At 56.3% G+C, this 20688-nt stretch carries 18 protein-coding genes; 12 read left to right on the forward strand and 6 right to left on the reverse strand.

What is annotated here, in order from left to right:
* The first annotated feature begins 685 nt into the window (after positions 1-685).
* Positions 686-1033 carry a putative T6SS immunity periplasmic lipoprotein gene (locus tag ACQE3Y_RS19725; RefSeq protein ID WP_426974784.1) on the forward strand — a complete coding sequence of 116 codons (348 nt, stop codon included), beginning with the start codon at positions 686-688 and terminating at the stop codon, positions 1031-1033.
* 198 nt (positions 1034-1231) lie between these two features.
* Here the strand turns inward: ACQE3Y_RS19725 and ACQE3Y_RS19730 are convergent, their stop codons facing one another.
* Entirely contained in the window at positions 1232-2533 is a 1302-nt protein-coding gene (locus ACQE3Y_RS19730) for a type II toxin-antitoxin system HipA family toxin (RefSeq protein ID WP_426982334.1), read from the reverse strand.
* Positions 2534-2536: 3 nt separating this feature from the next.
* Positions 2537-2788, reverse strand: coding sequence for a helix-turn-helix domain-containing protein (locus tag ACQE3Y_RS19735; protein ID WP_426974782.1), 252 nt, complete (start codon positions 2786-2788; stop codon positions 2537-2539).
* A gap of 181 nt (positions 2789-2969) precedes the next feature.
* On the opposite strand from ACQE3Y_RS19735, the gene ACQE3Y_RS19740 reads away from it, so the two are divergent.
* Both ACQE3Y_RS19740 and ACQE3Y_RS19745 read left to right on the forward strand, forming a co-directional pair.
* The gene (locus ACQE3Y_RS19740; RefSeq protein WP_426982335.1) at positions 2970-4010 is read left to right on the forward strand and encodes a hypothetical protein; all 1041 of its coding nucleotides are present in this window, start codon (positions 2970-2972) and stop codon (positions 4008-4010) included.
* Between the two features lie 15 nt (positions 4011-4025).
* Positions 4026-4583 (forward strand): hypothetical protein, encoded by a 558-nt coding sequence (locus ACQE3Y_RS19745; RefSeq protein ID WP_426982336.1) that lies wholly within the window; start codon positions 4026-4028, stop codon positions 4581-4583.
* Between the two features lie 75 nt (positions 4584-4658).
* On the opposite strand, the gene ACQE3Y_RS19750 is transcribed toward ACQE3Y_RS19745, so the two are convergent.
* Complete coding sequence (locus ACQE3Y_RS19750; protein WP_426982337.1) at positions 4659-5240, reverse strand: class I SAM-dependent methyltransferase; 582 nt, start codon at positions 5238-5240, stop codon at positions 4659-4661.
* Positions 5240-6253: an HNH endonuclease gene (locus ACQE3Y_RS19755; RefSeq protein ID WP_426982338.1), complete on the reverse strand. Its 1014-nt coding sequence runs from the start codon at positions 6251-6253 to the stop codon at positions 5240-5242. The genes ACQE3Y_RS19750 and ACQE3Y_RS19755 overlap by 1 nt, the downstream gene beginning before the upstream one ends.
* A 180-nt stretch (positions 6254-6433) precedes the next feature.
* Between ACQE3Y_RS19755 and ACQE3Y_RS19760 the strand changes: the two genes are divergently transcribed.
* The 7 genes from ACQE3Y_RS19760 to crtB all read left to right on the forward strand — a co-directional run bounded on the left by ACQE3Y_RS19760 (position 6434) and on the right by crtB (position 14020).
* Positions 6434-6985 (forward strand): YtfJ family protein, encoded by a 552-nt coding sequence (locus ACQE3Y_RS19760; protein ID WP_426982339.1) that lies wholly within the window; start codon positions 6434-6436, stop codon positions 6983-6985.
* 231 nt (positions 6986-7216) lie between these two features.
* A complete protein-coding gene (locus ACQE3Y_RS19765; protein WP_426982340.1) occupies positions 7217-8134 on the forward strand; it encodes a polyprenyl synthetase family protein in 918 nt (305 codons plus the stop codon).
* Complete coding sequence (gene fni / locus ACQE3Y_RS19770) at positions 8134-9162, forward strand: type 2 isopentenyl-diphosphate Delta-isomerase (RefSeq protein WP_426982341.1); 1029 nt, start codon at positions 8134-8136, stop codon at positions 9160-9162. Before ACQE3Y_RS19765 ends, fni begins: the two co-directional genes overlap by 1 nt.
* A complete protein-coding gene (locus tag ACQE3Y_RS19775; protein WP_426982342.1) occupies positions 9159-10424 on the forward strand; it encodes a glycosyltransferase in 1266 nt (421 codons plus the stop codon). The genes fni and ACQE3Y_RS19775 overlap by 4 nt, the downstream gene beginning before the upstream one ends.
* On the forward strand, positions 10424-11599 hold the full coding sequence (gene crtY, locus ACQE3Y_RS19780; RefSeq protein ID WP_426982356.1) for a lycopene beta-cyclase CrtY: 1176 nt from the start codon (positions 10424-10426) through the stop codon (positions 11597-11599). The genes ACQE3Y_RS19775 and crtY overlap by 1 nt, the downstream gene beginning before the upstream one ends.
* Entirely contained in the window at positions 11592-13070 is a 1479-nt protein-coding gene (locus ACQE3Y_RS19785) for a phytoene desaturase (RefSeq protein ID WP_426982343.1), read from the forward strand. The genes crtY and ACQE3Y_RS19785 overlap by 8 nt, the downstream gene beginning before the upstream one ends.
* Positions 13070-14020, forward strand: coding sequence for a 15-cis-phytoene synthase CrtB (crtB, locus tag ACQE3Y_RS19790; protein ID WP_426982344.1), 951 nt, complete (start codon positions 13070-13072; stop codon positions 14018-14020). Before ACQE3Y_RS19785 ends, crtB begins: the two co-directional genes overlap by 1 nt.
* Here crtB and ACQE3Y_RS19795 read toward each other — a convergent pair.
* Together ACQE3Y_RS19795 and ACQE3Y_RS19800 are read right to left on the reverse strand one after the other, a co-directional pair.
* Positions 13935-14507: a sterol desaturase family protein gene (locus tag ACQE3Y_RS19795; protein WP_426982345.1), complete on the reverse strand. Its 573-nt coding sequence runs from the start codon at positions 14505-14507 to the stop codon at positions 13935-13937. The two genes, crtB and ACQE3Y_RS19795, sit on opposite strands and share 86 nt — an antisense overlap.
* 113 nt (positions 14508-14620) lie before the next feature.
* Positions 14621-15637: a LacI family DNA-binding transcriptional regulator gene (locus tag ACQE3Y_RS19800; protein ID WP_426982346.1), complete on the reverse strand. Its 1017-nt coding sequence runs from the start codon at positions 15635-15637 to the stop codon at positions 14621-14623.
* 1078 nt (positions 15638-16715) lie between these two features.
* On the opposite strand from ACQE3Y_RS19800, the gene ascF reads away from it, so the two are divergent.
* Positions 16716-18176 (forward strand): PTS cellobiose/arbutin/salicin transporter subunit IIBC, encoded by a 1461-nt coding sequence (gene ascF / locus ACQE3Y_RS19805; RefSeq protein WP_426982347.1) that lies wholly within the window; start codon positions 16716-16718, stop codon positions 18174-18176.
* 12 nt (positions 18177-18188) lie between these two features.
* The gene (locus ACQE3Y_RS19810; RefSeq protein WP_426982348.1) at positions 18189-19616 is read left to right on the forward strand and encodes a 6-phospho-beta-glucosidase; all 1428 of its coding nucleotides are present in this window, start codon (positions 18189-18191) and stop codon (positions 19614-19616) included.
* Positions 19617-20688 lie beyond the last annotated feature (1072 nt).

Here is a 20688-nt window from a genome sequence, read left to right on the forward strand (position 1 = left end):
CACGATCAACAACCTGTTTGACTGCTTCAATTTTAAACTCTTCGGGATAACGCTTACCGCTCATGGGCACCTCTCTTCAAGTCATTTTAAATGACTCTGAAGTGTCTGTTAAACCTGTGGCGATTCAATCCTGTTAAAAGTCTTGAAGTGGTGCGCCCTGTTAGCTGTCACTGTATTTATTCTCGTGTGGCTATTTGTCTGGCTCGTTGCGTCTGGCACTGGTGAAACAACAGTCTACAAAGAGAATGATTTCTTCAACTACCACACTCTGACGGACAAGGACATTGAAAACGCCCCACGTATAACGGACGATTTCTATTTCGAGTCGCACCCCGGCGATGGTTACGCACCTTCGAGCAGTATTATCTTTAAAGGGGCTACCGGGACAGAACCGTTACGCTATTACCTTGAAAAGCTGGGTTACACAAAGGAAAAACGTAGCTTGGGTGAAAAGGAGATCTGGTCGAAATCAGATCAGTCAAATAGAGATCTTTTCTATCTGTACTTTAACGCCACCACGAGGGAAGTGGAGTTGACAAAGGTGCTAAATAACTGAGTATCAGAATCGATACATGGCATTACTATCAGCAGCCCGGGCGTGCAGGAAGATATAAAGGAAAAGATAACCTGCGCGGTATAGCTTCGCTTTATCAAAAAATTGTTACCGGCAGGAACTAAGGCAACTATGAATAAACCCCTGGTAATAACAGCAGCATTACTCCTCACAGGCAGCCCGGGGCAGGGCGGCAGAGCAGCCCCACGCGTTAGCACAACGGCTGCAATTAAAGATAATTATGTGTATATCGCATCAAAAATGAACGCTGGAGAGAAAACTACCGCCATACAGATTTACAGCGATACAGGCGATAAATTTATCAAGCAGTTTGATAATGAACCGATTTATACAGCTAAAGGCGGATGCCTGCCGGTTTTCAATTATATATTTAATCCAGGTAAGCATTATTTGCTCGCTTATGACATCGCTACGCCACACTATGACAATTATTTAATTACTACTAATTTTATTCGGTAGAAATTGCTCTTCCCGATATTAGATACAACCTCGGTGAGTCATGTCAGGTTATTCAATATTTAATTTGATATTTTTATCCTGATGCGAATTCAGCTGGCTCCAGCTAATTCAGCAAATAATGAGGCAACGTTCCCTATCGTCTCCACCCTGCACTAATAAATTCTCTTATTCATACTCTCAGCCCAGAGCTACCTATATTTATCCTCTGATTATCCGCGCCGCCTGGCTGGATAAACCATTGAATATAGCGCTGCTGATATGTTCAGGGAAATCTATGGGTAACTCTGTCGCAACCTTAGCAATGACTTCCTCTGTACGCGCAGCCATCTGTTGCATGAGTTTGGAAGCAAGATTCTGAGAAAATCCAACATGTGCGGAGGTGCTAATAAAATGACGCGGCTGAATCATCGCGAAATGATACTGCCGATTTTTCCCTTGTAATGCCATAGCCATTTTTGCTTTTTTTCGAGGTATACCACCCGTTTCAAAGAGTGGGAACGCGGACATAACATCATATAAGGGGGTCATACGAAACGATGTTTCTGGCTCGATGAACAAACTGAAATTCTTCCCGTGACCATCTATAGCGGCCAGCATCCAGAAGAGGATCTGCGATTTAAAAAACATTGCGCGGTCTTGAGTAGCAGAACGTGAGCCTAACAGCAGTTTCATCGCATCCGCGATCCCAGGGCCTCCGTGCGCTTCATATTTTAGTGCCGGAGCAATCCCTAACGCCTGGCAAAAATCCTCCTGAGGCAGACGCATCAGCCAGCCATCATGGGACCACCTGCGGTCAAAACGCTCAACAATCAACACCTTTTTTTGACCAAATATGGCCAGCTCTGCATTAGCCACTGGAAAGCCGAATTCCCGGGCAATACGTAGACAAAGCCATTCGTTTTCACAGCTTTCGCGCAGATCAATATTGTTCTGTTCTATTCTGCCAATCGGGAGTTTAAAAATATGGCTGGTTGGCGTGCTGCCCTTCGGCCTTTGCCAGCGGCCCTGATACCAGAGCAGAGCCGTTTTTTCTTGTGCTCCGGCTAATGAGATACGAAAATCAGCACCTTCTTCCATTCCCAAAGGCGCCATTTGATAACTATCGAGCAGCGCTTCAATCTGTGCGCAATCCAGCGGTTCCGCCTGCATTTCCATTACAGAGGGCATTTCATTTTCGGGTGGATAAAGCTGAATAGCGCCTACGCAGTCACGCCCGACACTGGCTAATAAATCGAAAGGGTGTGCCGTTTCCACATGGAAGCGCGACTGCATTCTGGTAATAATCGCCTCGGAATCTGGCAGCAGATTACTAAAGAAGTTGAAGACCTCTTTTCCTCTGAGTCTACTGTGCTGGAGAGGAAGTGATAATGAGATTGCGCGTGAACCAGGTTCAGCTAACCATTCGGGGGCGTACTGAAATGACATTGCACCGCTGCCGTCCCGGTATAGGTTGCCTACCACGTCGCCATTCATTGCGACGGTCAGTATTTGTTTTCGCATCTTTTACCACTCCTTCGGCCAGATTTTTTCTTTATCCAGCGTCGATCCCTTTTTCACCACCTGTAGCTCCAGATCCAAAGCTGACAGGATCTTGAACAATGTCTCCAATTTGGTGGATTCAGGTCTGTTTTCAAAATCAGAGACGGTTGCCTGCTTGATCCCAACAAGCTCAGCTGTCTTTGCCTGAGTCAACTTGTTAATTTTGCGTTGGTCTTTAACCGCATTCGCCAATAAAGCCGGAGATGTCACTTTCATTATTATCCCTTCTAACGGATATATAGATAAAACCCTCTATAGAGGATAAATCCACATTAACCGCTAGAAGGGATAAACGCAATTTAACCTTTATAGCGGATAAAATGCCCCCATTATCTGGCATAGGCAGTATCTCCATTCTGTTTTACACTCTTCGCAGACAAATCTCAGGGAAGAACCAATGGCGCAATACTGGTGGAAAGATCTTCTTGATCGAAACAATACCTGGCAGGGTCTGGAGCTGACAGTTCAGAAGCAGGCAGCCTCCGAAAATGCCATGGAAATGCTCAGTGGGCATCATGGACGTATGGCGCTCCAGTTCCAAAAAGAGACCCTGTTCTGGGCCACGATGCTGAAAGATCATTCCGGAGCATGGTTGGTGTTTAACAGCGAACATCCTCACCAGCGCAGCTTATTGCCTCCGGTCACCTCAGGCGATATCGAATCGATCGGAAAGAAAGAGGCACATAGCTGGACCGGGGAGTGGTGTCGCTACTTTGCTCGTCAGTTAATGAATGCGCCAGCGCCTTTACTACCTGCTCGTCGTTGGTTACTCAGGCCAATGATGCCGGTTAAACCCACCGCGCCTTATCCTTGTCGGCAGCCAGGACCCGTACAGAGCTGGCGCTTTCACTCGCCCGCCAGCGACGGCAATATCAACTGTGACTGGATGCTTTATGGGGAAGATTTACCTGACTTAGCCAGCCCGGAAAAAGTCAGGCTGGTGGACTGGTGGTGGGGCGGGAATCTGCTGCTCGGGCGCTATCCAATTAACGTCGATGCAGGAAGGCTGAAGTGGTGGCGTAAAAAATGCCGTGAGGGCACGTTGCCTCCGGTGCTGGTCTGGTATATCGGTGGCCTGGCATCATTCGTGATCCTTGATGGACATTACCGGTTGCAGGCTGCCATTGAAGAAGGCGTTCCACCAATGTTCCTGGTGCTGAGCGAACTCAATGAAAGGGAGTATCACTCCGATCCTGAGCATCAGGCGCGTATTATCCGGGCGCTGGAACAGCAGCAGCTTAAAAATTCGCATTGCAGTATTGAAGGCGTCAACCAGACGCTGATTAACCTTTTTGATACACGCTATTTTTATGCTTCAACCTATTGCCGCGCTGTTCTCGGCGAAGGCCAGGCCTGGGCGCGAGAGGTCAACGCTTATCTGCAGAAGCACCAGCTTGCAGCGCAACTGGACAATATCCTTAACAGGGTAAGCGACTAACTTAATGGATCAAATATGCAGATGAACATAAGGGCGTTCTTTAAAGAATATCGCGATACCATTCTGGCATTGGCTGGCATCCTCATTGCTGTTTGTTCACTTTTCTTCACTGCCTGGCAGGCCAGAGAGCAAATACGCCACAATCATATATCCGTTGAACCACGCCTAAATGCTTATTTCTCCACAGATGGCAGGGTTAATAAGTCAGGACTGTATATTGTTAATAATGGTATGGGAAGCGCCTTTGTCGCAGGGATTACTGTCACGGTGGATGGCAAAGAGGTTAAGCCGGTACTGGATAATATCTTTCTCGGCGCAGTGGAAGCTTTAGGGCTGAATACAGACTGCTTTGTCGTTGGCGGACCACGGCCTAATGACTCTTTCCGGGTAGGGGAGGAAATTTTCCTGATTGAGGCAAGAGGAACGGATAAAAATTGCGAGGCTGATACGCTACGACTAATGCTGGCTTCGTTAAAATCGAGTCGGTTAGATTTTATTCTGGATACTGAATCTATGTACGGTGATAAATACCGTTATATATATTCTGAAAACAGGCAGGTTAAAATTAATTAGCGCGTTTATGTTTTATAGCGACCGCGAATATGTATCCCAGATTTTATCCCCAATACTGCAGGCTTCCTGCGCCGCTCAACCCACCTTCATCACCAGCCCGTTTACCCATGCCTCATCCCGGCCCACGCGCTTATCTGCCGTCTGCCACAGTGCTTTAACCTTCAGCTCGGGCAGCGCGCGCATCAGCTCCCGTAGCCGCGCCTCGTCCATGTCGGTAAACCGCCTGCCGTCCTTCTCGCGTTCGCCGCGCCCCAGCTTGAATGAAAGATACCAAACCCCGTTCGGCTTCAGCGCGTTTGCCAGGCGGGCAAACACTGCCAGCAAATCCGCTTCGGCCACGTGCAGCAGCGAAGCACAGCACCAGATGCCGTCATAGCGCGCAGGCGCGCTGAAATCCTCAAAACGCATCACCGACACCGGCAGGCCGGTCAGGGCAGCGGCGCGTTGCGCCATCTCAAATGAGGCATCAAACGCCTCCACCGCATAGCCGCGCGCCAGAAAAGCGCTGGCGTCGCGCCCGGAGCCGCAGCCCGCATCCAGAATCCGCGCGCCGGGCGACAGATAAGCCAGAAAGCGGTCATGTAACGCTGACATATCCACCCGCACCGTCTCGTCAAAAAAACGCTGCGCATGCTGTTGGTAATAGTTAATGCTCATCAGAATATTGCGTCTCCCTCTGCCTCCGGCTCCCATTGATGGATCAGCGTGTTCAGGCCGGTCTGCCAGGCTCGCTGTAAAAAAGCGTGTCGCTGAGCGGGCTGGCTGCCGGTCTGGTTAACCAGCGTCTCATGCAGCGGCAGGCGGCTGTTAATAAAGTACTCGTTGCGATGATGCAGGCGCTCCAGCAGCCGCAGGGAAGGGATGCGCGCAAACTTGCCGTTCTCGCCCCGGTTGCAGGTCTGGCAGGCCAGCACCAGGTTCCAGACGCCGTTAATATTACTCACCTTATCCTGCAGGCTCCACGGCAGAAAGTGGTCCACGTCCGCCAGGTTCTCATCACCGGGCGTCAGGCTGATATCGCGATAGCAGTAGAAACAGCGGCCCTTCTGGTAACCGTTCAGGCTGTTGCGACAGCTGGTAATGTTAATGCGTCGGTCGCGCGGGCGGCTAAACAGCATCTGCTGCTCGCTGTCATACTCAACCGCCACCAGATTACGTGAAACGCCCATCGCCCACGCCTGTTCTACCAGCCTCCAGCGCGCATCGGTCTCATGGATCAAATTCATGAACTGCTGGCTCTCGGTCAGGCGATAAAAATCATCGGTCAGGCGGATGCCTTTAGCGGTTTTACGCTCATCAATAAAAAAGCGCTTGCCGATCTCGGCGCGGTTCACGTTGTGAAAAGCATCGATCACGTTGGCAAAACCGCGCTTTACGGTGATCTCAGTGAGCTGCGCCTCGCTAAGCTCACCCTGATTAAACCGCATGCAGGCATCCAGAAACTGGCTGCGGCTGGAGGTGGTCTGCTTCGGCGCATCCTGTAAATGCGCGCACAGATGGCGGGCGAACGGGGCGGCCAGCGCCTCCAGGGTAATCAGCGTCTGGCCCTGCGGATGTAGATCGTACAGCGCATGGGCAAGAGCAAACTTATAGGAAGCGACGTTGTTGCCAAAAAGGATCACGCCACGCCAGTAGTTCTCCAGCGTCGGGTCAGCCTGATAAAAGCGCATGGGATATCCTGATTATGCTGCGATAGCGGGACAGTAAGCGTTAACTTAACCTGTAACAGCATCCCATAATCAACCATGCCAGTTCAATAATATGCAAATCACTATTTGGCTATTCATCAGGCGAAACGCGGCACCTTTGCTTATAGTCATGAAGCTTCCCTTTTAATCCTGGAGAAACCCATGACGCCGCGTCTCCCTGTGCTGCTGCTCTGCGCACTGCCATTTTTTACCTCAGCCCATAACTTCATTGACGGAGCGCGCCTTGCGCCGGTTGGCGTCACGGATCGGGGCGAGCTGGTGCTGCAACAGGGCGAGCCCGCCTGGCAGAACTGGAACAGCGCGCAGCTCAGCGGCAAGGTGGGCGTGGTGCTGCATATGGCGGGCCGCCTCTCTGCCAAAGAGCGCAACGCGGCGGTGATCGGCGCTATCGAAAACGCCCGTTTCCCCGCCGAAAAGTTCCAGATAACGACTATCGTTAATACAGATGACGCAATCCCCGGCAGCGCAATGTTCGTGCGGCGCAGCCTGGAAAGCAGCAAACAGGAGACGCCCACCGCGCAGTTCGTGGTGGATGAGCAGGGCGCGGTTCGGCGCGCCTGGCAGTTAACCGAAGGTGACTCGGCGGTGATAGTGCTGGATAAGCAGGGTCGGGTGCGCTTTGCCAAAGATGGCGCGCTCACCCAAAGCGAAGTGCAGCAGGTTATCGCGCTGCTGCAACAGCTGCTGACATAAGGCTGTTAACTGCATGTAAAGGTTGTAATGCCATTGCTGCGTAAAAGGAAATTTCTGGATATTGCGCTACGCTTTGCAAACACAGCGAGGCAGAAATGCGCGTGCAACCGCGGCTGTTTTTGCCTCTGGTCCACTGTCATACAGGTCGCTGCGGCTCTCCATCTGCCGTCACCATGCGCATTCAGCATCTTCTGTTGACATAGTTACGATGAGGAACCAGGGACAGCAACGATGAACGCCAATCATGAAGATGAACTGCAGACGCTACGTGAAGCGCTGCAACACCGCCTCGATCAGCTGCTGCCTGCCGGTGAGCAGCAGGATCTGGTCTACAGCGCGATGCGCGAAGGGACGCTGGCATCGGGTAAGCGAGTGCGTCCATTACTGCTGGTGCTGGCCGCCGGCGATTTAGGTTGTGACATCGAACAGCCCGGCCTGCTTGACCTCGCCTGCGCCGTGGAAATGGTGCATGCCGCTTCGCTGATGCTGGATGATATGCCCTGCATGGATAATGCTCAGCTGCGTCGGGGCCGCCCGACCATCCATCGGCAGTATGGTGAAAACGTCGCTATCCTGGCGGCGGTGGCGCTGCTCAGCCGCGCCTTCGGCGTAGTGGCAGAGGCGCAATCGCTGTCGCCCGCCTGTAAAGCCGAGGCGGTTGCCGAACTCTCCACCGCCGTGGGCCTGCAAGGGTTGGTGCAGGGTCAGTATCTTGACCTTAATGAGAGCGGCGAAGCGCGCAGCGCCGAAACCATCCTGCTTACCAATGAACTGAAAACCAGCCGCCTGTTCGATGCCACGCTGCAAATGGCGGCGATCGTCGCCAATGCCTCGCCGCAGGCACGTGAGCGGCTGCGCTGTTTTGCTCAGGATCTGGGGCAGGCGTTCCAGCTGATGGATGACCTGGCCGACGGCCTGAGCGGCACCGGCAAAGACATCAATAAAGACAGCGGCAAAGCAACGCTGGTGGCGATGCTGGGAGCCGAAGCGGTACATCAGCGGCTGCACGATCATCTGCGCAGCGCCGATGAGCACCTCTCCTGCGCCTGCGATCGGGGTGCCTCCACGCGACGTTTTATGCACGCCTGGTTTGATAAACAGATGGCGCTGTTCAGCCAAAACAGGATCTCATCGCTACCGGAGTGTTAATGAAGGATCTAACCCAACGCAAAAACGATCATCTGGATATTGTCCTGAATGCGGCCCGTAGCGTGAAAAAACAGGCGACCGGCTTTGAGCAGTGGCGTTTTGAGCACTGCGCGATGCCGGAGCTGAACCTTGATGAGATCGACTTAAGCAGCGCGCTGTTCGGCAAAAAGCTGCATGCGCCGCTGCTGATCAGCTCCATGACCGGCGGAGCCAGCCGGGCGAAAACCATTAACCTGCATCTGGCACAGGCGGCGCAGGCGCTGGGGCTGGCGATGGGCGTCGGCTCGCAGCGCGTGGCGCTGGAAAGCCCTGATAACTGGGGCCTGACCCGTGAACTGCGTCAGGTCGCACCGGATATCGCGCTGCTGGCGAACCTTGGCGCGGCGCAGATCGCCAGCCGGGAAGGGCTGGACTATGCGCGCCGGGCGGTGGATATGATCGAAGCGGATGCGCTGATTATCCATCTGAATCCCCTCCAGGAGGCGTTGCAGAGCGGCGGCGACCGTGACTGGCGCGGCGTGCTGGCGGCTATCGGAAAAACGGTTAACGCACTGCCGGTGCCGGTGGTGGTAAAAGAAGTGGGCGCAGGCCTCTCGGTTACGGTTGCGCGCCAGCTGGCGGATGCGGGCGTGGCAATGCTGGATGTGGCAGGCGCAGGCGGCACCAGCTGGGCGGCGGTAGAGGGCGAACGCGCCGCCACGCCGCATGCCCGCGCCGTAGCGATGGCCTTTGCTGACTGGGGGATCCCTACCGCGCAGGCGCTGAGCGATCTCCATCAGGCGCTGCCGCAGATGCCGTTAATCGCATCGGGCGGCGTTAGTGACGGCATCGACGTGGCGAAAGCGCTGCGTCTGGGCGCAATGCTGGTGGGGCAGGCTGCGGGCGTGCTGAGCAGCGCCACCATCTCCAGTGCGGCAGTGGCCGCACACTTCCAGGTGGTGATCGATCAGTTACGGGTAGCCTGCTTCTGTACCGGCAGCGCCACGCTTAGCGCGCTGCGACAGGCCACGCTGGTACGCAATCAATGAGTCACTACGCCATTATCGCACCGCCGCTTTACAGTCATGTGCGGGCGCTGGAAGCGCTGGCACAACAGCTGCTGGAGCGCGGGCATCGCATCACCTTTATTCAACAGGCGGAGGCGCGCACGCTGCTTAACGATGCGCGCATCGGCTTTTACGCGATTGGCGAACGCAGCCATCCGCCGGGCAGCCTGGCGCGCACGCTACAGCTTACGGCGCAGCCTTCCGGGCTGGGCATCTTCAGGTTAATCAACGATCTGGCGCAGACCACCGACATGCTGTGTCGCGACCTGCCCGCCGCGCTGCAAAAACTGGGCGTGGATGGGCTGATCGTCGATCAGATGGAGGCGGCGGGCGGGCTGGTCGCCGAGGCGCTGGGGCTGCCGTTCGTGTCGGTGGCCTGTGCGCTGCCGGTGAATCGCGACGAGACCATCCCGCTGCCGGTGATGCCGTTTAACTACGCCACCGATGCACGCAGCAAAAAGCTTTATGCCTCCAGCACCCGCGTCTATGACTGGCTGATGCGCCCTCAGGGCGAGGTAATCGCCCGTCACGCGCGCGCGCTGGGGCTGGGCGAGCGGCGGGCACTGCATGAGTGTCTGTCGCCGCTGGCGCAGATCAGCCAGACGCTGCCGGCGTTTGATTTTCCTCGCTGGCTGCCGGACTGTTTTCATGCGGTGGGGCCGCTACGCCATGCGCATCCCGCGCCGCTGGCATCGGAGGCGGCGACCAGTTCGCCCATGGTGTTCGCTTCGCTGGGGACATTACAGGGACATCGCTATCGCTTATTTCAGCGGATTGCTCAGGCCTGTCGGCAGATAAATGTGCGGCTGCTGATTGCCCACTGCGGCGGACTGAACGCCTCGCAGGCCGCGAAGCTGGCAGCATACGGCGCGCAGGTCACCGATTTTGCCGATCAGCCTGCGGTGCTGAGCCAGGCGCAGGCGGTGATCACCCACGGTGGCTTAAATACCGTGATGGATGCCATCGCCAGCGCCACGCCGGTGCTGGCGATCCCGCTGGCCTTCGATCAGCCGGGCGTGGCGGCGCGTGTGGACTACTGCGGCATTGGCCGCCGGGCTTCGCGCTTTGCCAGCAGCCACACGCTGGCAGACCACCTCACCACACTGTTAAGCGACAACGGCTATCGCCAGCGGCTGATGGCAATGCAGCCGCAGCTCCAGCAGGCAGGCGGCGCGGCGCTGGCAGCACAAATCGCCGAGCAGGCGCTGGACGACGGGCGTCCGGTCCTGGCGGGGGCAGCATGATGAAACCGCACTGGGATCTGATTTTAGTGGGCGGCGGGCTGGCTAACGGTCTTATCGCCTGGCGGCTGCACCAGCAGCGGCCCGATCTGCATGTGCTGATGCTGGAGGCGGGCGCGCAGTTGGGGGGCAACCATACCTGGTCGTTCCATCAGGACGATATCACGCCCGAACAGCATCAATGGCTGTCGCCGCTGGTAGCGCACCGCTGGCAGGGCTACGACGTGCGCTTTCCGGCGCTGAGCCGCACGCTGGATAATGACTATCTCAGCATTACCTCAGAACGCTTTGCGGCGGTTATCGCACCGGCGCTGGGCGATAATCTGCTGACGCAGACGGCGGTCAGTGACGTGACGCCACAATCGGTCACGCTGGCTGACGGGCAGAGGCTCAGCGCGGCGGCGGTGATCGACGGGCGCGGCTATCAGCCCAGCCCGCATCTCACGGCAGGCTTCCAGGCATTTTTAGGGCAGCAGTGGCAGCTCAGCGAGCCGCACGGGCTGACGCGTCCGCTTCTGATGGATGCCACGGTGGATCAGGCAGCGGGCTACCGTTTTGTTTATACGCTGCCGCTCTCTACTACCGAACTGCTGATCGAAGATACCCACTATATCGATCGGGCCACGCTGGGCAGCGATCGGGCGCGCCAGCATATCCACGATTATGCGCAGCAGCAAGGCTGGAAGCTGGCGCAGCTACAGCGCGAAGAGCAGGGCAACCTGCCGATTACCCTGGCGGGCCATCATCGCGCGTTCTGGCAGGCAAAGGCGGGCCAGCCGTGCAGCGGCCTGCGTGCCGGACTGTTCCACGCCACCACCGGTTACTCTCTGCCGCAGGCGGCAGCGCTGGCGGATCTGATTGCGCAGCAGCGCGACCTGACTTCCTCCGCGCTGTTTCACCTGATACAGGATTACGCTGAGCGGCAGTGGCGGCGGCAGCGCTTTTTCCGCCTGCTTAACCGCATGCTGTTCCTGGCCGGACGTCCTGAGCGCCGCTGGCAGGTCATGCAGCGCTTTTATCGACTCAATCAGGGGCTTATCGCCCGCTTTTACGCCGGTCAACTCACGCTGATCGACATGGCACGGATCCTGACAGGGAAGCCACCGGTTCCGGTTGGTGAAGCCCTGCGAGCCGTACTCAAACAAACTCCACGGCTGCGAGCTTTCAGTGATGAATAAAACAATTGTAATCGGCGCCGGTTTTGGCGGCCTGGCCTTAGCGATTCGCCTGCAGGCAGCGGGCATCCCAACTTTATTGCTGGAGCAGCGCGATAAGCCTGGCGGTCGCGCCTATGTTTATCAGGATCGGGGCTTTACCTTTGATGCCGGGCCCACGGTGATTACCGATCCCAGCGCCATCGAAGAGCTGTTTACCCTGGCGGGCAAAAAGATGGCGGATTATGTGGATCTGCTGCCGGTAACGCCTTTTTACCGCCTGTGCTGGGAAACGGGCGACCGCTTTGATTATGACAACGATCAGGCACGGCTGGAGGCGCAGATCCGGCGCTTTAACCCGCGCGATGTGGAGGGCTACCGGCGCTTCCTGGATTACTCCAAAGCGGTGTTTAAAGAGGGCTACCTGAAGCTGGGCACGGTACCGTTTTTGTCGTTTCGCGACATGCTGCGTGCCGGGCCGCAGCTTGCCAGACTACAGGCGTGGCGCAGCGTTTACAGCATGGTGGCGAAGTTTATTGAGAATGAGCATCTGCGCCAGGCGTTCTCTTTTCATTCGCTGCTGGTGGGCGGCAATCCTTTCGCTACCTCGTCGATCTATACGCTGATCCACGCGCTGGAGCGTGAGTGGGGCGTCTGGTTCGCCCGTGGCGGCACCGGCGCGCTGGTGCAGGGCATGGTGCGGCTGTTTCAGGATCTTGGCGGTCAGCTGGAGCTGAACGCAGAGGTGACAAAGCTGGAGGCGGAAGGCGCGCGCATCAGCGCGGTCGAGCTGGCGGACGGAAGACGTTTTGCCACCTCAGCGGTGGCTTCCAATGCCGACGTGGTGCACACCTATGAAAAGCTGCTGGGTCATCATCCGGTTGGCGCGGCGCGCGCCACAAAGCTGAAGCGCAAACGGATGAGCAACTCGCTGTTTGTGCTCTACTTTGGGCTGAATCATCATCACAGCCAGCTGGCGCATCACACCGTCTGTTTTGGGCCGCGCTATAAAGAGCTGATTGAAGAAATTTTTAACCACGACGCGCTGTCAGAGGATTTTTCTCTTTATCTGCATGCGCCCTGCGTTACCGATCCTTCGCTGGCACCGCCCGGCTGCGGCAGCTACTACGTGCTGGCGCCGGTGCCGCATCTGGGCACGGCAAATCTCGACTGGACGGTAGAGGGGCCGCGTCTGCGCGATCGTATTTTTGCTTATCTGGAGCAGCATTATATGCCGGGCCTGCGCGATCAGCTGGTGACGCACCGGATGTTTACGCCGTTTGATTTTCGTGACCAGTTGGGGGCGCATCAGGGGTCGGCGTTCTCCATCGAACCCATTCTGCGCCAAAGCGCCTGGTTCCGGCCGCATAACCGCGACAGCCGCATCCCCAATCTCTATCTGGTGGGCGCAGGCACGCATCCGGGCGCCGGGATACCGGGCGTGATCGGCTCGGCGAAAGCCACCGCAGGTCTGATGCTGGAGGCGCTGAGTTGATGAACAGTACGCTGATGGATCACGCCACTGAAACCATGGCGGTCGGCTCAAAGAGTTTTGCCACCGCCTCAAAGCTGTTCGATGCCCGCACGCGTCGCAGCGCGCTGATGCTTTATGCCTGGTGCCGCTATTGCGATGACGTGATTGATGGACAGGTGCTGGGTTTTCATCATCCGGCAGCGAGCGGCGGCAGCGCAACGCAGCGGCTGGAGATGCTGAAAACCGAGACGCAGCGTGCCTTTGCCGGTGCAGAGATGCAGGAGCCGGCCTTTGCCGCCTTTCAGGAGGTGGCGACCCGTCACACCATCCCGCCGCAGCTGGCCTTTGATCATCTTGAAGGCTTTGCGATGGATGTGCGCGAGACGCACTATGAGACCTTCACAGATACGCTGCGTTATTGTTATCACGTGGCGGGCGTGGTGGGGCTGATGATGGCGCGGGTAATGGGCGTACGTGACGAATCGGTGCTGGATCGCGCCTGTGACTTAGGGCTGGCGTTTCAGCTAACCAATATTGCCCGCGATATCGTTGAGGATGCGCAGGCGGGGCGCTGTTATCTGCCGCAGGCGTGGCTGGATGAGAAAGGGATGCGTTCTGCCGATATTCTCGATCCGGCCCGGCGCGAAGATCTGGCGTACCTGGCGCAGCGGCTGGTCGCGCAGGCAGAGCCTTATTACGACTCGGCGCGGGCAGGACTGAGCGGCTTGCCGCTGCGATCCGCCTGGGCGATCGCCTCGGCGCATGGGGTTTACCGTGAGATTGGCGTTAAGGTCAGCGCGGCGGGCGCTCGCGCCTGGGAGACGCGGCAGGGAACCAGCCGCACAGAGAAGATCGGTTTGCTGATTAAGGGCGCGGCGCTGGCGCTCAGCTCTCGCGTTGAGAATCCGCCGCCGCGTTCTCCTGAGCTGTGGCAGCGCCCGCGTCGGAAGAGCGGGCACGCGAAGCTGTAGTTTTCTGTGCCCGTGGTTTCTTAACGTTTCGCTCGCGCAGGATGGCCTGTAATTTTTCCACCGGCGGCGCATAGAGGAAGCCGAAAGAGACGCAATCCTCTTTGCCGCGTACCGCATGGTGCAGGCGGTGCGCCATATAGAGACGTTTCAGATAGCCACGGCGTGGAATGTAGCGAAACGGCCAGCGCTGATGCACCAGACCATCATGTACCATGAAATAGAGCGCGCCATACAGGGTCATGCCCGCGCCGATCCACTGTAGTGGCCAGACGCCGGAAGTACCGATAGCAATCAGCGCAATCGCCAGCAGCGCAAAGACCACGGCGTAAAGGTCATTGACTTCAAACCAGCCGGTACGCGGCTCGTGATGCGAGAGATGCCAGCCCCAGCCCCAGCCGTGCATGATGTATTTGTGCGCCAGCGTGGCGATGATTTCCATCGCGCCGACGGTGGCCAGCACAATCAGGGTGTTCCACAGCACCAGCATCGTGACTCCTTTTTCCCGAACAGGATGCCTGTAAAGGTCATCTCCACCCATTTAAGTGATGCAGAGTATAGCAACAGAGTCAGCAGGCTGCCGGGCCAGCCAGGAGCAGGCGGTTATTCCGGCGCGGGCGCTTCGCTTACCGATTCACGCAATATCAAGCCGGAAACAAAGTCGTTGCGCAGTTGCATGTCGCCGCCGTCGAGCATGGCGATCAGGCGATTGATGCTTTCATGGATCATGTCGGTAACCGGATCTTTTACGCTGGAGAGCGCGGGGCGCAAGAAGGGTGCGACGGGGATGTCATCAAAGCCCAGCAGCGAGATCTGTTCCGGCACTGCCAGTCCGGCGACGGCAAGCTGTTTTAGCGCGCCCACCGCCATGTCGTCGTTGCTGGCGATCAGCGCGCTGAAGGCGGTTTGTTGCTCCAGCAGTTGCGCTACCGCTTTTGCTCCACAGGCGGGCGTCCATTTACCTTCCACGATCAGTCGCGCATCGGCAGCGATGCCTGCCTGACGCAGCGCCTCTTTGTAACCGGCAAGGCGCTCAAGGGCGGTGGGGGAGTCGATCGATCCGGTGATGAAGGCGATCCGCTGGTGGCCGCGCGCGATCAGCGCCTGGGTGGCGTTAAGGGCCGATCCTTTGTGATCGCAGCAGACGGAATGGCTGTGATGTTTATGCAGTCGACGATTGACCACCACGATGGGCTGGCGCGTTTGTTCAATGATGTCATCCATTTCGTCAATGCTGAGGAAGCGCGGATAGAGAACAATCGCGTCGCAGCGCAGGTCGAGCAGGAATTCGATTGCTTCGCGCTCCTGTTGCGCGCTGTGTTTGCCGTCAACCAGGATGAGCTGGCGACCGCTTTCTTCTACTTTTTTCGCCGCCTGGGAGAGGATTTCGCTGAAGTAGCTGCCGCTGTAGAGGGTGTTGGTGACGACCATGCCGATGCACTGGGATTTGCTGGTGGCGAGGTTGCGCGCCAGCAGGTTAGGGCGATAGCCAGCGGCTTCAATGGCAGCGAAGACCTGTTTACGGGTTTGTTCGCTAACGTATCCTTTACCTGATAGTACGCGAGAGACGGTCGCTTTGGAGACGCCCGCTTTTTTCGCCACTTCCTGCATTGTTGACATCGATTTTCCCCGTTCTGGCCTGTCGGCTCATTCTAAACATTTTTAGCGTGAAGGTTACGGATTATGTTTGGTGGTGGGCTGGGGGTTGCGGGGGCGTCAGCAGCGCGGTTGCGTGGGCTGGGGATGTGGAGGCGTCAGCGGCGGGCTGTGCGGGCTGGGAATGCGGGGGTGTCAGCGGCGCGTTGTGTGGGCTGAGAGTTGCGGGGGCGTCAGCGGCGGGCGGCCCGTTCCGTAAAGACGCAAAAAACGTCATCTATGACAGCTCGGCCCGCGCCTTCCCTGGCGCGGGACGCTTTACTCCACGATCCGCCCGCCGCTTCCCGTACTAGTGAGTCGTCTGTTCGCCGCTGATTTAACGATTGTGTCGCCTGTTGCTGCTTCCCGTACTAGTGAGTCGTCTGTTCGCCGCTGATTCAACTGCCGCGCCGTCTGTTGCTGCTTCCCGTACTAGTGAGTCGCCTGCTCGCCGCTGATTCAACTGCCGTGCCGCCTGTTGCTGCTTCCCGTACTAGTGAGTCGTCTGCCGCCGCTGATTTAACTGCCGCGCCGCCTGTTGCTGCTTACCGTAATTGTGAACTGCCTGCCTATTACTGATCTATGGGGGTTTTCAATGGTTAAGTCCCGAAGCACGGGCCAGAGGGAGTGGGAGGGCCGGGGCCGGGAGGCGGACCTCCCGCGGCCTAAGAAGGCGCGGGCGGAGGCCCCAGGGATGGGTGCATGCCGTGCCGCCGATGGCCCCGGCCCTCCCGCGACCGGCACCAGATCTGTTCCACTCAGCCCCCCGCGACCGGCACAGAACCGGTCTCAGGCAACCACTCAGCCCTCCCGCCGCAATTCCTGAATAACAAACTGAAAGGAGTCAGCACGATCGTAATCACAAATCCGGAACGCCAAAAGCGATATCAGTTGATCTTGTTCTGACCAATAACCAATCTGATGTGAAACCGGTTACCTATTTTGTTTCAGACCAAATCATAAAGCCTGCTCTGGCTATTATGATTACTCAACTCTTTGAGTAAAAAGAAAAAATCCGTTAACCCTACGGTAAAGGTGCGTCATAACAAGAGGTTTCACAGTCATGTCAAAGAATTACGCGGCAATCTCGCGCGCTATAGTCGATGCGATTGGTGGTGGTGATAACGTGGCGGCAGTAACCCACTGCATGACGCGCCTGCGCTTTGTACTTAACGACAACCGCAGCGTTGATGCGGCTACGCTCAAAAAAATCCCTGGTGTCATGGGCGTGGTGCAAAACGATAACCAGTGCCAGGTCATCATCGGCAACACCGTCTCCCAGGCCTATGCTGAAGTATTAAAACTCCTGCCCGCAGGCGCACAGGCGCAACGTCCCGATCCGCAAAAAGGCAAACTCACCTTCAGACGCATCGGTGCCGGGATCCTTGATGCGCTGATCGGCACCATGTCGCCGCTAATCCCGGCAATCATCGGCGGATCGATGGTAAAACTGCTGGCGATGATCCTCGACATGACCGGCATCTTCCCCAAAGGATCCTCCACGCTGGCGATCCTGAACGTCATCGGCGACGGCGCGTTCTTCTTCCTGCCGATCATGGTTGCCGCCTCCGCCGCGATAAAATTCAAAACCAACATGTCGCTGGCGATCGCCATTGCCGGTGTGCTGGTGCATCCTAACTTTGTCGACCTGATGGCGAAAGCCGCCCAGGGACAACACGTAGAATTTGCGGGCATAACGGTAACGGCGGTCAAATATACCTACACGGTAATCCCGGCGCTCTGCATGACCTGGATCCTCTCCTACATAGAAAAATGGGTGGATAAAATCACCCCGGCGGTAACGAAAAACTTCCTTAAACCGATGCTGATCGTCCTGATCGCTGCGCCGATCGCCATCATGCTGATCGGGCCGCTTGGCATCTGGATCGGTAGCGGCATCTCAGCGATGGTTTACACCATTCATCACTACCTTGGCTGGCTCTCCGTCGCCATCATGGGCGCGCTCTGGCCGTTGCTGGTCATGACCGGCATGCATCGCGTCTTCACGCCAACCATTATTCAGACCATCGCGGAAACCGGCAAAGAGGGAATGGTAATGCCCTCTGAAATCGGCGCTAACCTTTCACTTGGCGGATCGTCGCTGGCGGTCGCCTGGCGCACCAAAAACCCGGAGCTGCGCCAGACTGCACTGGCTGCTGCTGCCTCGGCGATAGTCGCCGGGATCTCCGAACCGGCGCTGTATGGCGTGGCGGTACGGCTGAAACGCCCCTTAATTGCCAGCTTGATCAGCGGCTTTATCTGCGGCGCGGTCGCTGGTTTTGCCGGACTGGCAAGCCACTCGATGGCAGCTCCGGGGCTGTTTACCAGCGTACAGTTCTTTGATCCAACGAATCCCATGAGCATTGTTTGGGTCTTTGCGGTGATGGCGCTGGCGGTGGTGCTTTCCTTCTTTATTACTTTGATTTTGGGCTTTGAGGATATTCCGGTAGAGGAAAAAAGCGAGCAGACAACTGAACAGACTGCCGCCTGGCCCGCCGCTTCTCAGGCCGTTAAAACGCATTAACAGAGGATGCATATGGAAACTAAATTTCCCGCAGGATTTTTATGGGGTGGCGCGATTGCAGCCAATCAGGCCGAGGGTGCATGGCGTGAAGGCGGTAAAGGAGCGGCAACGGTGGATATGATCCCGCACGGCGCCTATCGTTTGGCGGTGAAGCTGGGTCAGCAGCCACGCTTTGAGTGGCGTGACGATGAATTTTATCCCAGCCACGAGGCGATCGATTTTTATCACCGTTATAAAGAAGATATTGCGCTAATGGCGGAGATGGGATTTAAAGTATTTCGCACCTCCATCGCCTGGAGCCGTATTTATCCGCAGGGCGACGAACTCACGCCAAATGAAGCGGGTATCGCGTTTTATCGCGATCTGTTTAACGAGTGCAAAAAATATAATATCGAGCCGCTGGTGACGCTGTGCCATTTTGATGTACCGATGCATCTGGTAAAAGAATATGGCTCCTGGCGCAGCCGTAAAATGGTGGAGTTTTTTACGCGCTATGCGCGCACCTGTTTTGAAGCGTTTGACGGACTGGTGAAATATTGGCTGACGTTTAATGAGATCAATATTTTGCTGCACAGTCCGTTTTCCGGCGCGGGGCTGGTATTTGCTGAGGGCGAGGATCCCCAGCAGGTAAAATATCAGGCGGCGCATCATGAACTGCTGGCCAGCGCACTGGCAACGAAGATTGCCCATGAGGTGAATCCGCAAAACCAGGTCGGCTGTATGCTGGCGGGCGGCAATTTTTATCCTTATTCCTGTAAGCCAGAGGATGTCTGGGCGGCGCTGGAGAAGGATCGGGAGAATCTGTTTTTTATTGATGTGCAGGCGCGTGGCGCTTATCCGGCGTGGACAAAGCGTATGTTCCGTGAGCAGGGGATCGCTATTGAGATTCAGCCGGGCGACGAGGAGATTCTGAAGAATACGGTCGATTTCGTTTCTTTCAGCTATTACGCTTCGCGCTGCGCCTCGGCGGATATGAATAACGAGAATACCAGTGCGGCGAATATTGTTAAGTCTTTGAAAAATCCGTTTATTGAGGCCAGCGAATGGGGTTGGGGCATCGATCCGCTGGGTCTGCGCATTACCATGAATATGATGTATGACCGTTATCAGAAGCCATTGTTTTTGGTGGAGAACGGGCTGGGCGCGAAAGATGTGGTTAATGCTCAGGGCGAGATTGAGGATGATTACCGCATTAGTTATTTGCGCGAGCATATTCGTGCGATGGCGGAGGCGATCGAGGATGGTATTCCGATTATGGGTTATACCAGTTGGGGCTGTATTGATTTGGTGTCGGCCTCTACGGGTGAGATGAGTAAGCGCTACGGTTTTGTGTATGTTGATCGTGACGATCGCGGTCAGGGTACGCTGGCACGTACGCGTAAGAAGTCGTTCTGGTGGTATAAGAAAGTGATAGCCAGTAACGGTGCGGATTTAGATTAGTCGCGTTGGCAGGCGTCAGTTTGGTGCTGATTTTGTGCTGATCGTGGGGGCTGAGTGGAACAGATCTGGTGCCGGTCGCGGGGACTGAGTGGTTTTCTGAGACCAGTTCTGTGCCGGTCGCGGGAGGGCCCGCGCTTCGGGACTTAACCATTGAAAACCCCATAAATCAGTAATGAGCAGGCAGCTCACAGCAGCAACAGACGGCGCGGCAGTTAAATCAGCGGCGAACAGGCAACTCAGGAGTCAGGGAAGCGGCGGGCTGCACCGTATCTAAATCAGCGGCGAACAGACGACTCACTGGTACGGGAAGCAGCAACAGGCGACACAATCGTTAAATCAGCGGCGAACAGACGACTCACTAGTACGGGAAGCGGCAACAGACGGCACGGCAGTTAAATCAGCGGCGAACAGACGACTCACTAGTACGGGAAGCGGCAACAGACGGCGCGGTATTTAAATCAGCGGCATCAGGCGACACAGGAGTCAGGGAAGCGGCGGGCGGATCGTGGAGTAAAGCGTCCCGCGCCAGGGAAGGCGCGGGCCGAGCTGTCATGGATGACGTTTTTTGCGTCTTTACGGAACGGGCCGCCCGCCGCTGACGCCCCCGCCCCGTCAGCCCACGCACCCGCGCCGCTGACGCCCCGCCCCGTCAGTCCACGCACCCGAGCCGCTGACGCCTCCGCCCCGTCAGCCCACGCACCCGCGCCGCTGACGCCCCGTAAACCACAGCCCACGCAACCACGTGGCTTATAACCAACTTCTTACCCTCTACTTATTTCCGCACATTAAATTCGTTATTAACTAATCGGCATCAAATAAATAACGCACGTTAAGTAATTAATCTTGGTTCAAATCTCAAAAACAATCCTTTAAGAGAAATCTCACCTTAACCCAATTAATAAACGCTTGATTATTAATTTTAAATTTTTGCAACAATCTAAATCGTAAAATATATGAAAATAATATGAAGAAAGTCACCCTTTTACATCTATATATTTCCTTCTGTTACTGGCAGAAATAAAACTTTTCTGCCAAACCTGATATTCACACCGCACTCCATCAGCGCGGTGCT

It is taken from the genome of Pantoea sp. FN0305, from assembly GCF_050113845.1.
Taxonomy (GTDB): Bacteria; Pseudomonadota; Gammaproteobacteria; order Enterobacterales; family Enterobacteriaceae; genus Mixta; species Mixta alhagi.

Coding starts and splice junctions, on each gene's coding strand:
- ACQE3Y_RS19725 (WP_426974784.1), top strand. CDS start 686: ATGAATAAACCCCTGGTAATAACAGCAGCATTACTCCTCACAGGCAGC.
- ACQE3Y_RS19730 (WP_426982334.1), bottom strand. CDS start 2,533: ATGCGAAAACAAATACTGACCGTCGCAATGAATGGCGACGTGGTAGGC.
- ACQE3Y_RS19735 (WP_426974782.1), bottom strand. CDS start 2,788: ATGAAAGTGACATCTCCGGCTTTATTGGCGAATGCGGTTAAAGACCAA.
- ACQE3Y_RS19740 (WP_426982335.1), top strand. CDS start 2,970: ATGGCGCAATACTGGTGGAAAGATCTTCTTGATCGAAACAATACCTGG.
- ACQE3Y_RS19745 (WP_426982336.1), top strand. CDS start 4,026: ATGCAGATGAACATAAGGGCGTTCTTTAAAGAATATCGCGATACCATT.
- ACQE3Y_RS19750 (WP_426982337.1), bottom strand. CDS start 5,240: ATGAGCATTAACTATTACCAACAGCATGCGCAGCGTTTTTTTGACGAG.
- ACQE3Y_RS19755 (WP_426982338.1), bottom strand. CDS start 6,253: ATGCGCTTTTATCAGGCTGACCCGACGCTGGAGAACTACTGGCGTGGC.
- ACQE3Y_RS19760 (WP_426982339.1), top strand. CDS start 6,434: ATGACGCCGCGTCTCCCTGTGCTGCTGCTCTGCGCACTGCCATTTTTT.
- ACQE3Y_RS19765 (WP_426982340.1), top strand. CDS start 7,217: ATGAACGCCAATCATGAAGATGAACTGCAGACGCTACGTGAAGCGCTG.
- fni (WP_426982341.1), top strand. CDS start 8,134: ATGAAGGATCTAACCCAACGCAAAAACGATCATCTGGATATTGTCCTG.
- ACQE3Y_RS19775 (WP_426982342.1), top strand. CDS start 9,159: ATGAGTCACTACGCCATTATCGCACCGCCGCTTTACAGTCATGTGCGG.
- crtY (WP_426982356.1), top strand. CDS start 10,424: ATGAAACCGCACTGGGATCTGATTTTAGTGGGCGGCGGGCTGGCTAAC.
- ACQE3Y_RS19785 (WP_426982343.1), top strand. CDS start 11,592: ATGAATAAAACAATTGTAATCGGCGCCGGTTTTGGCGGCCTGGCCTTA.
- crtB (WP_426982344.1), top strand. CDS start 13,070: ATGAACAGTACGCTGATGGATCACGCCACTGAAACCATGGCGGTCGGC.
- ACQE3Y_RS19795 (WP_426982345.1), bottom strand. CDS start 14,507: ATGCTGGTGCTGTGGAACACCCTGATTGTGCTGGCCACCGTCGGCGCG.
- ACQE3Y_RS19800 (WP_426982346.1), bottom strand. CDS start 15,637: ATGTCAACAATGCAGGAAGTGGCGAAAAAAGCGGGCGTCTCCAAAGCG.
- ascF (WP_426982347.1), top strand. CDS start 16,716: ATGTCAAAGAATTACGCGGCAATCTCGCGCGCTATAGTCGATGCGATT.
- ACQE3Y_RS19810 (WP_426982348.1), top strand. CDS start 18,189: ATGGAAACTAAATTTCCCGCAGGATTTTTATGGGGTGGCGCGATTGCA.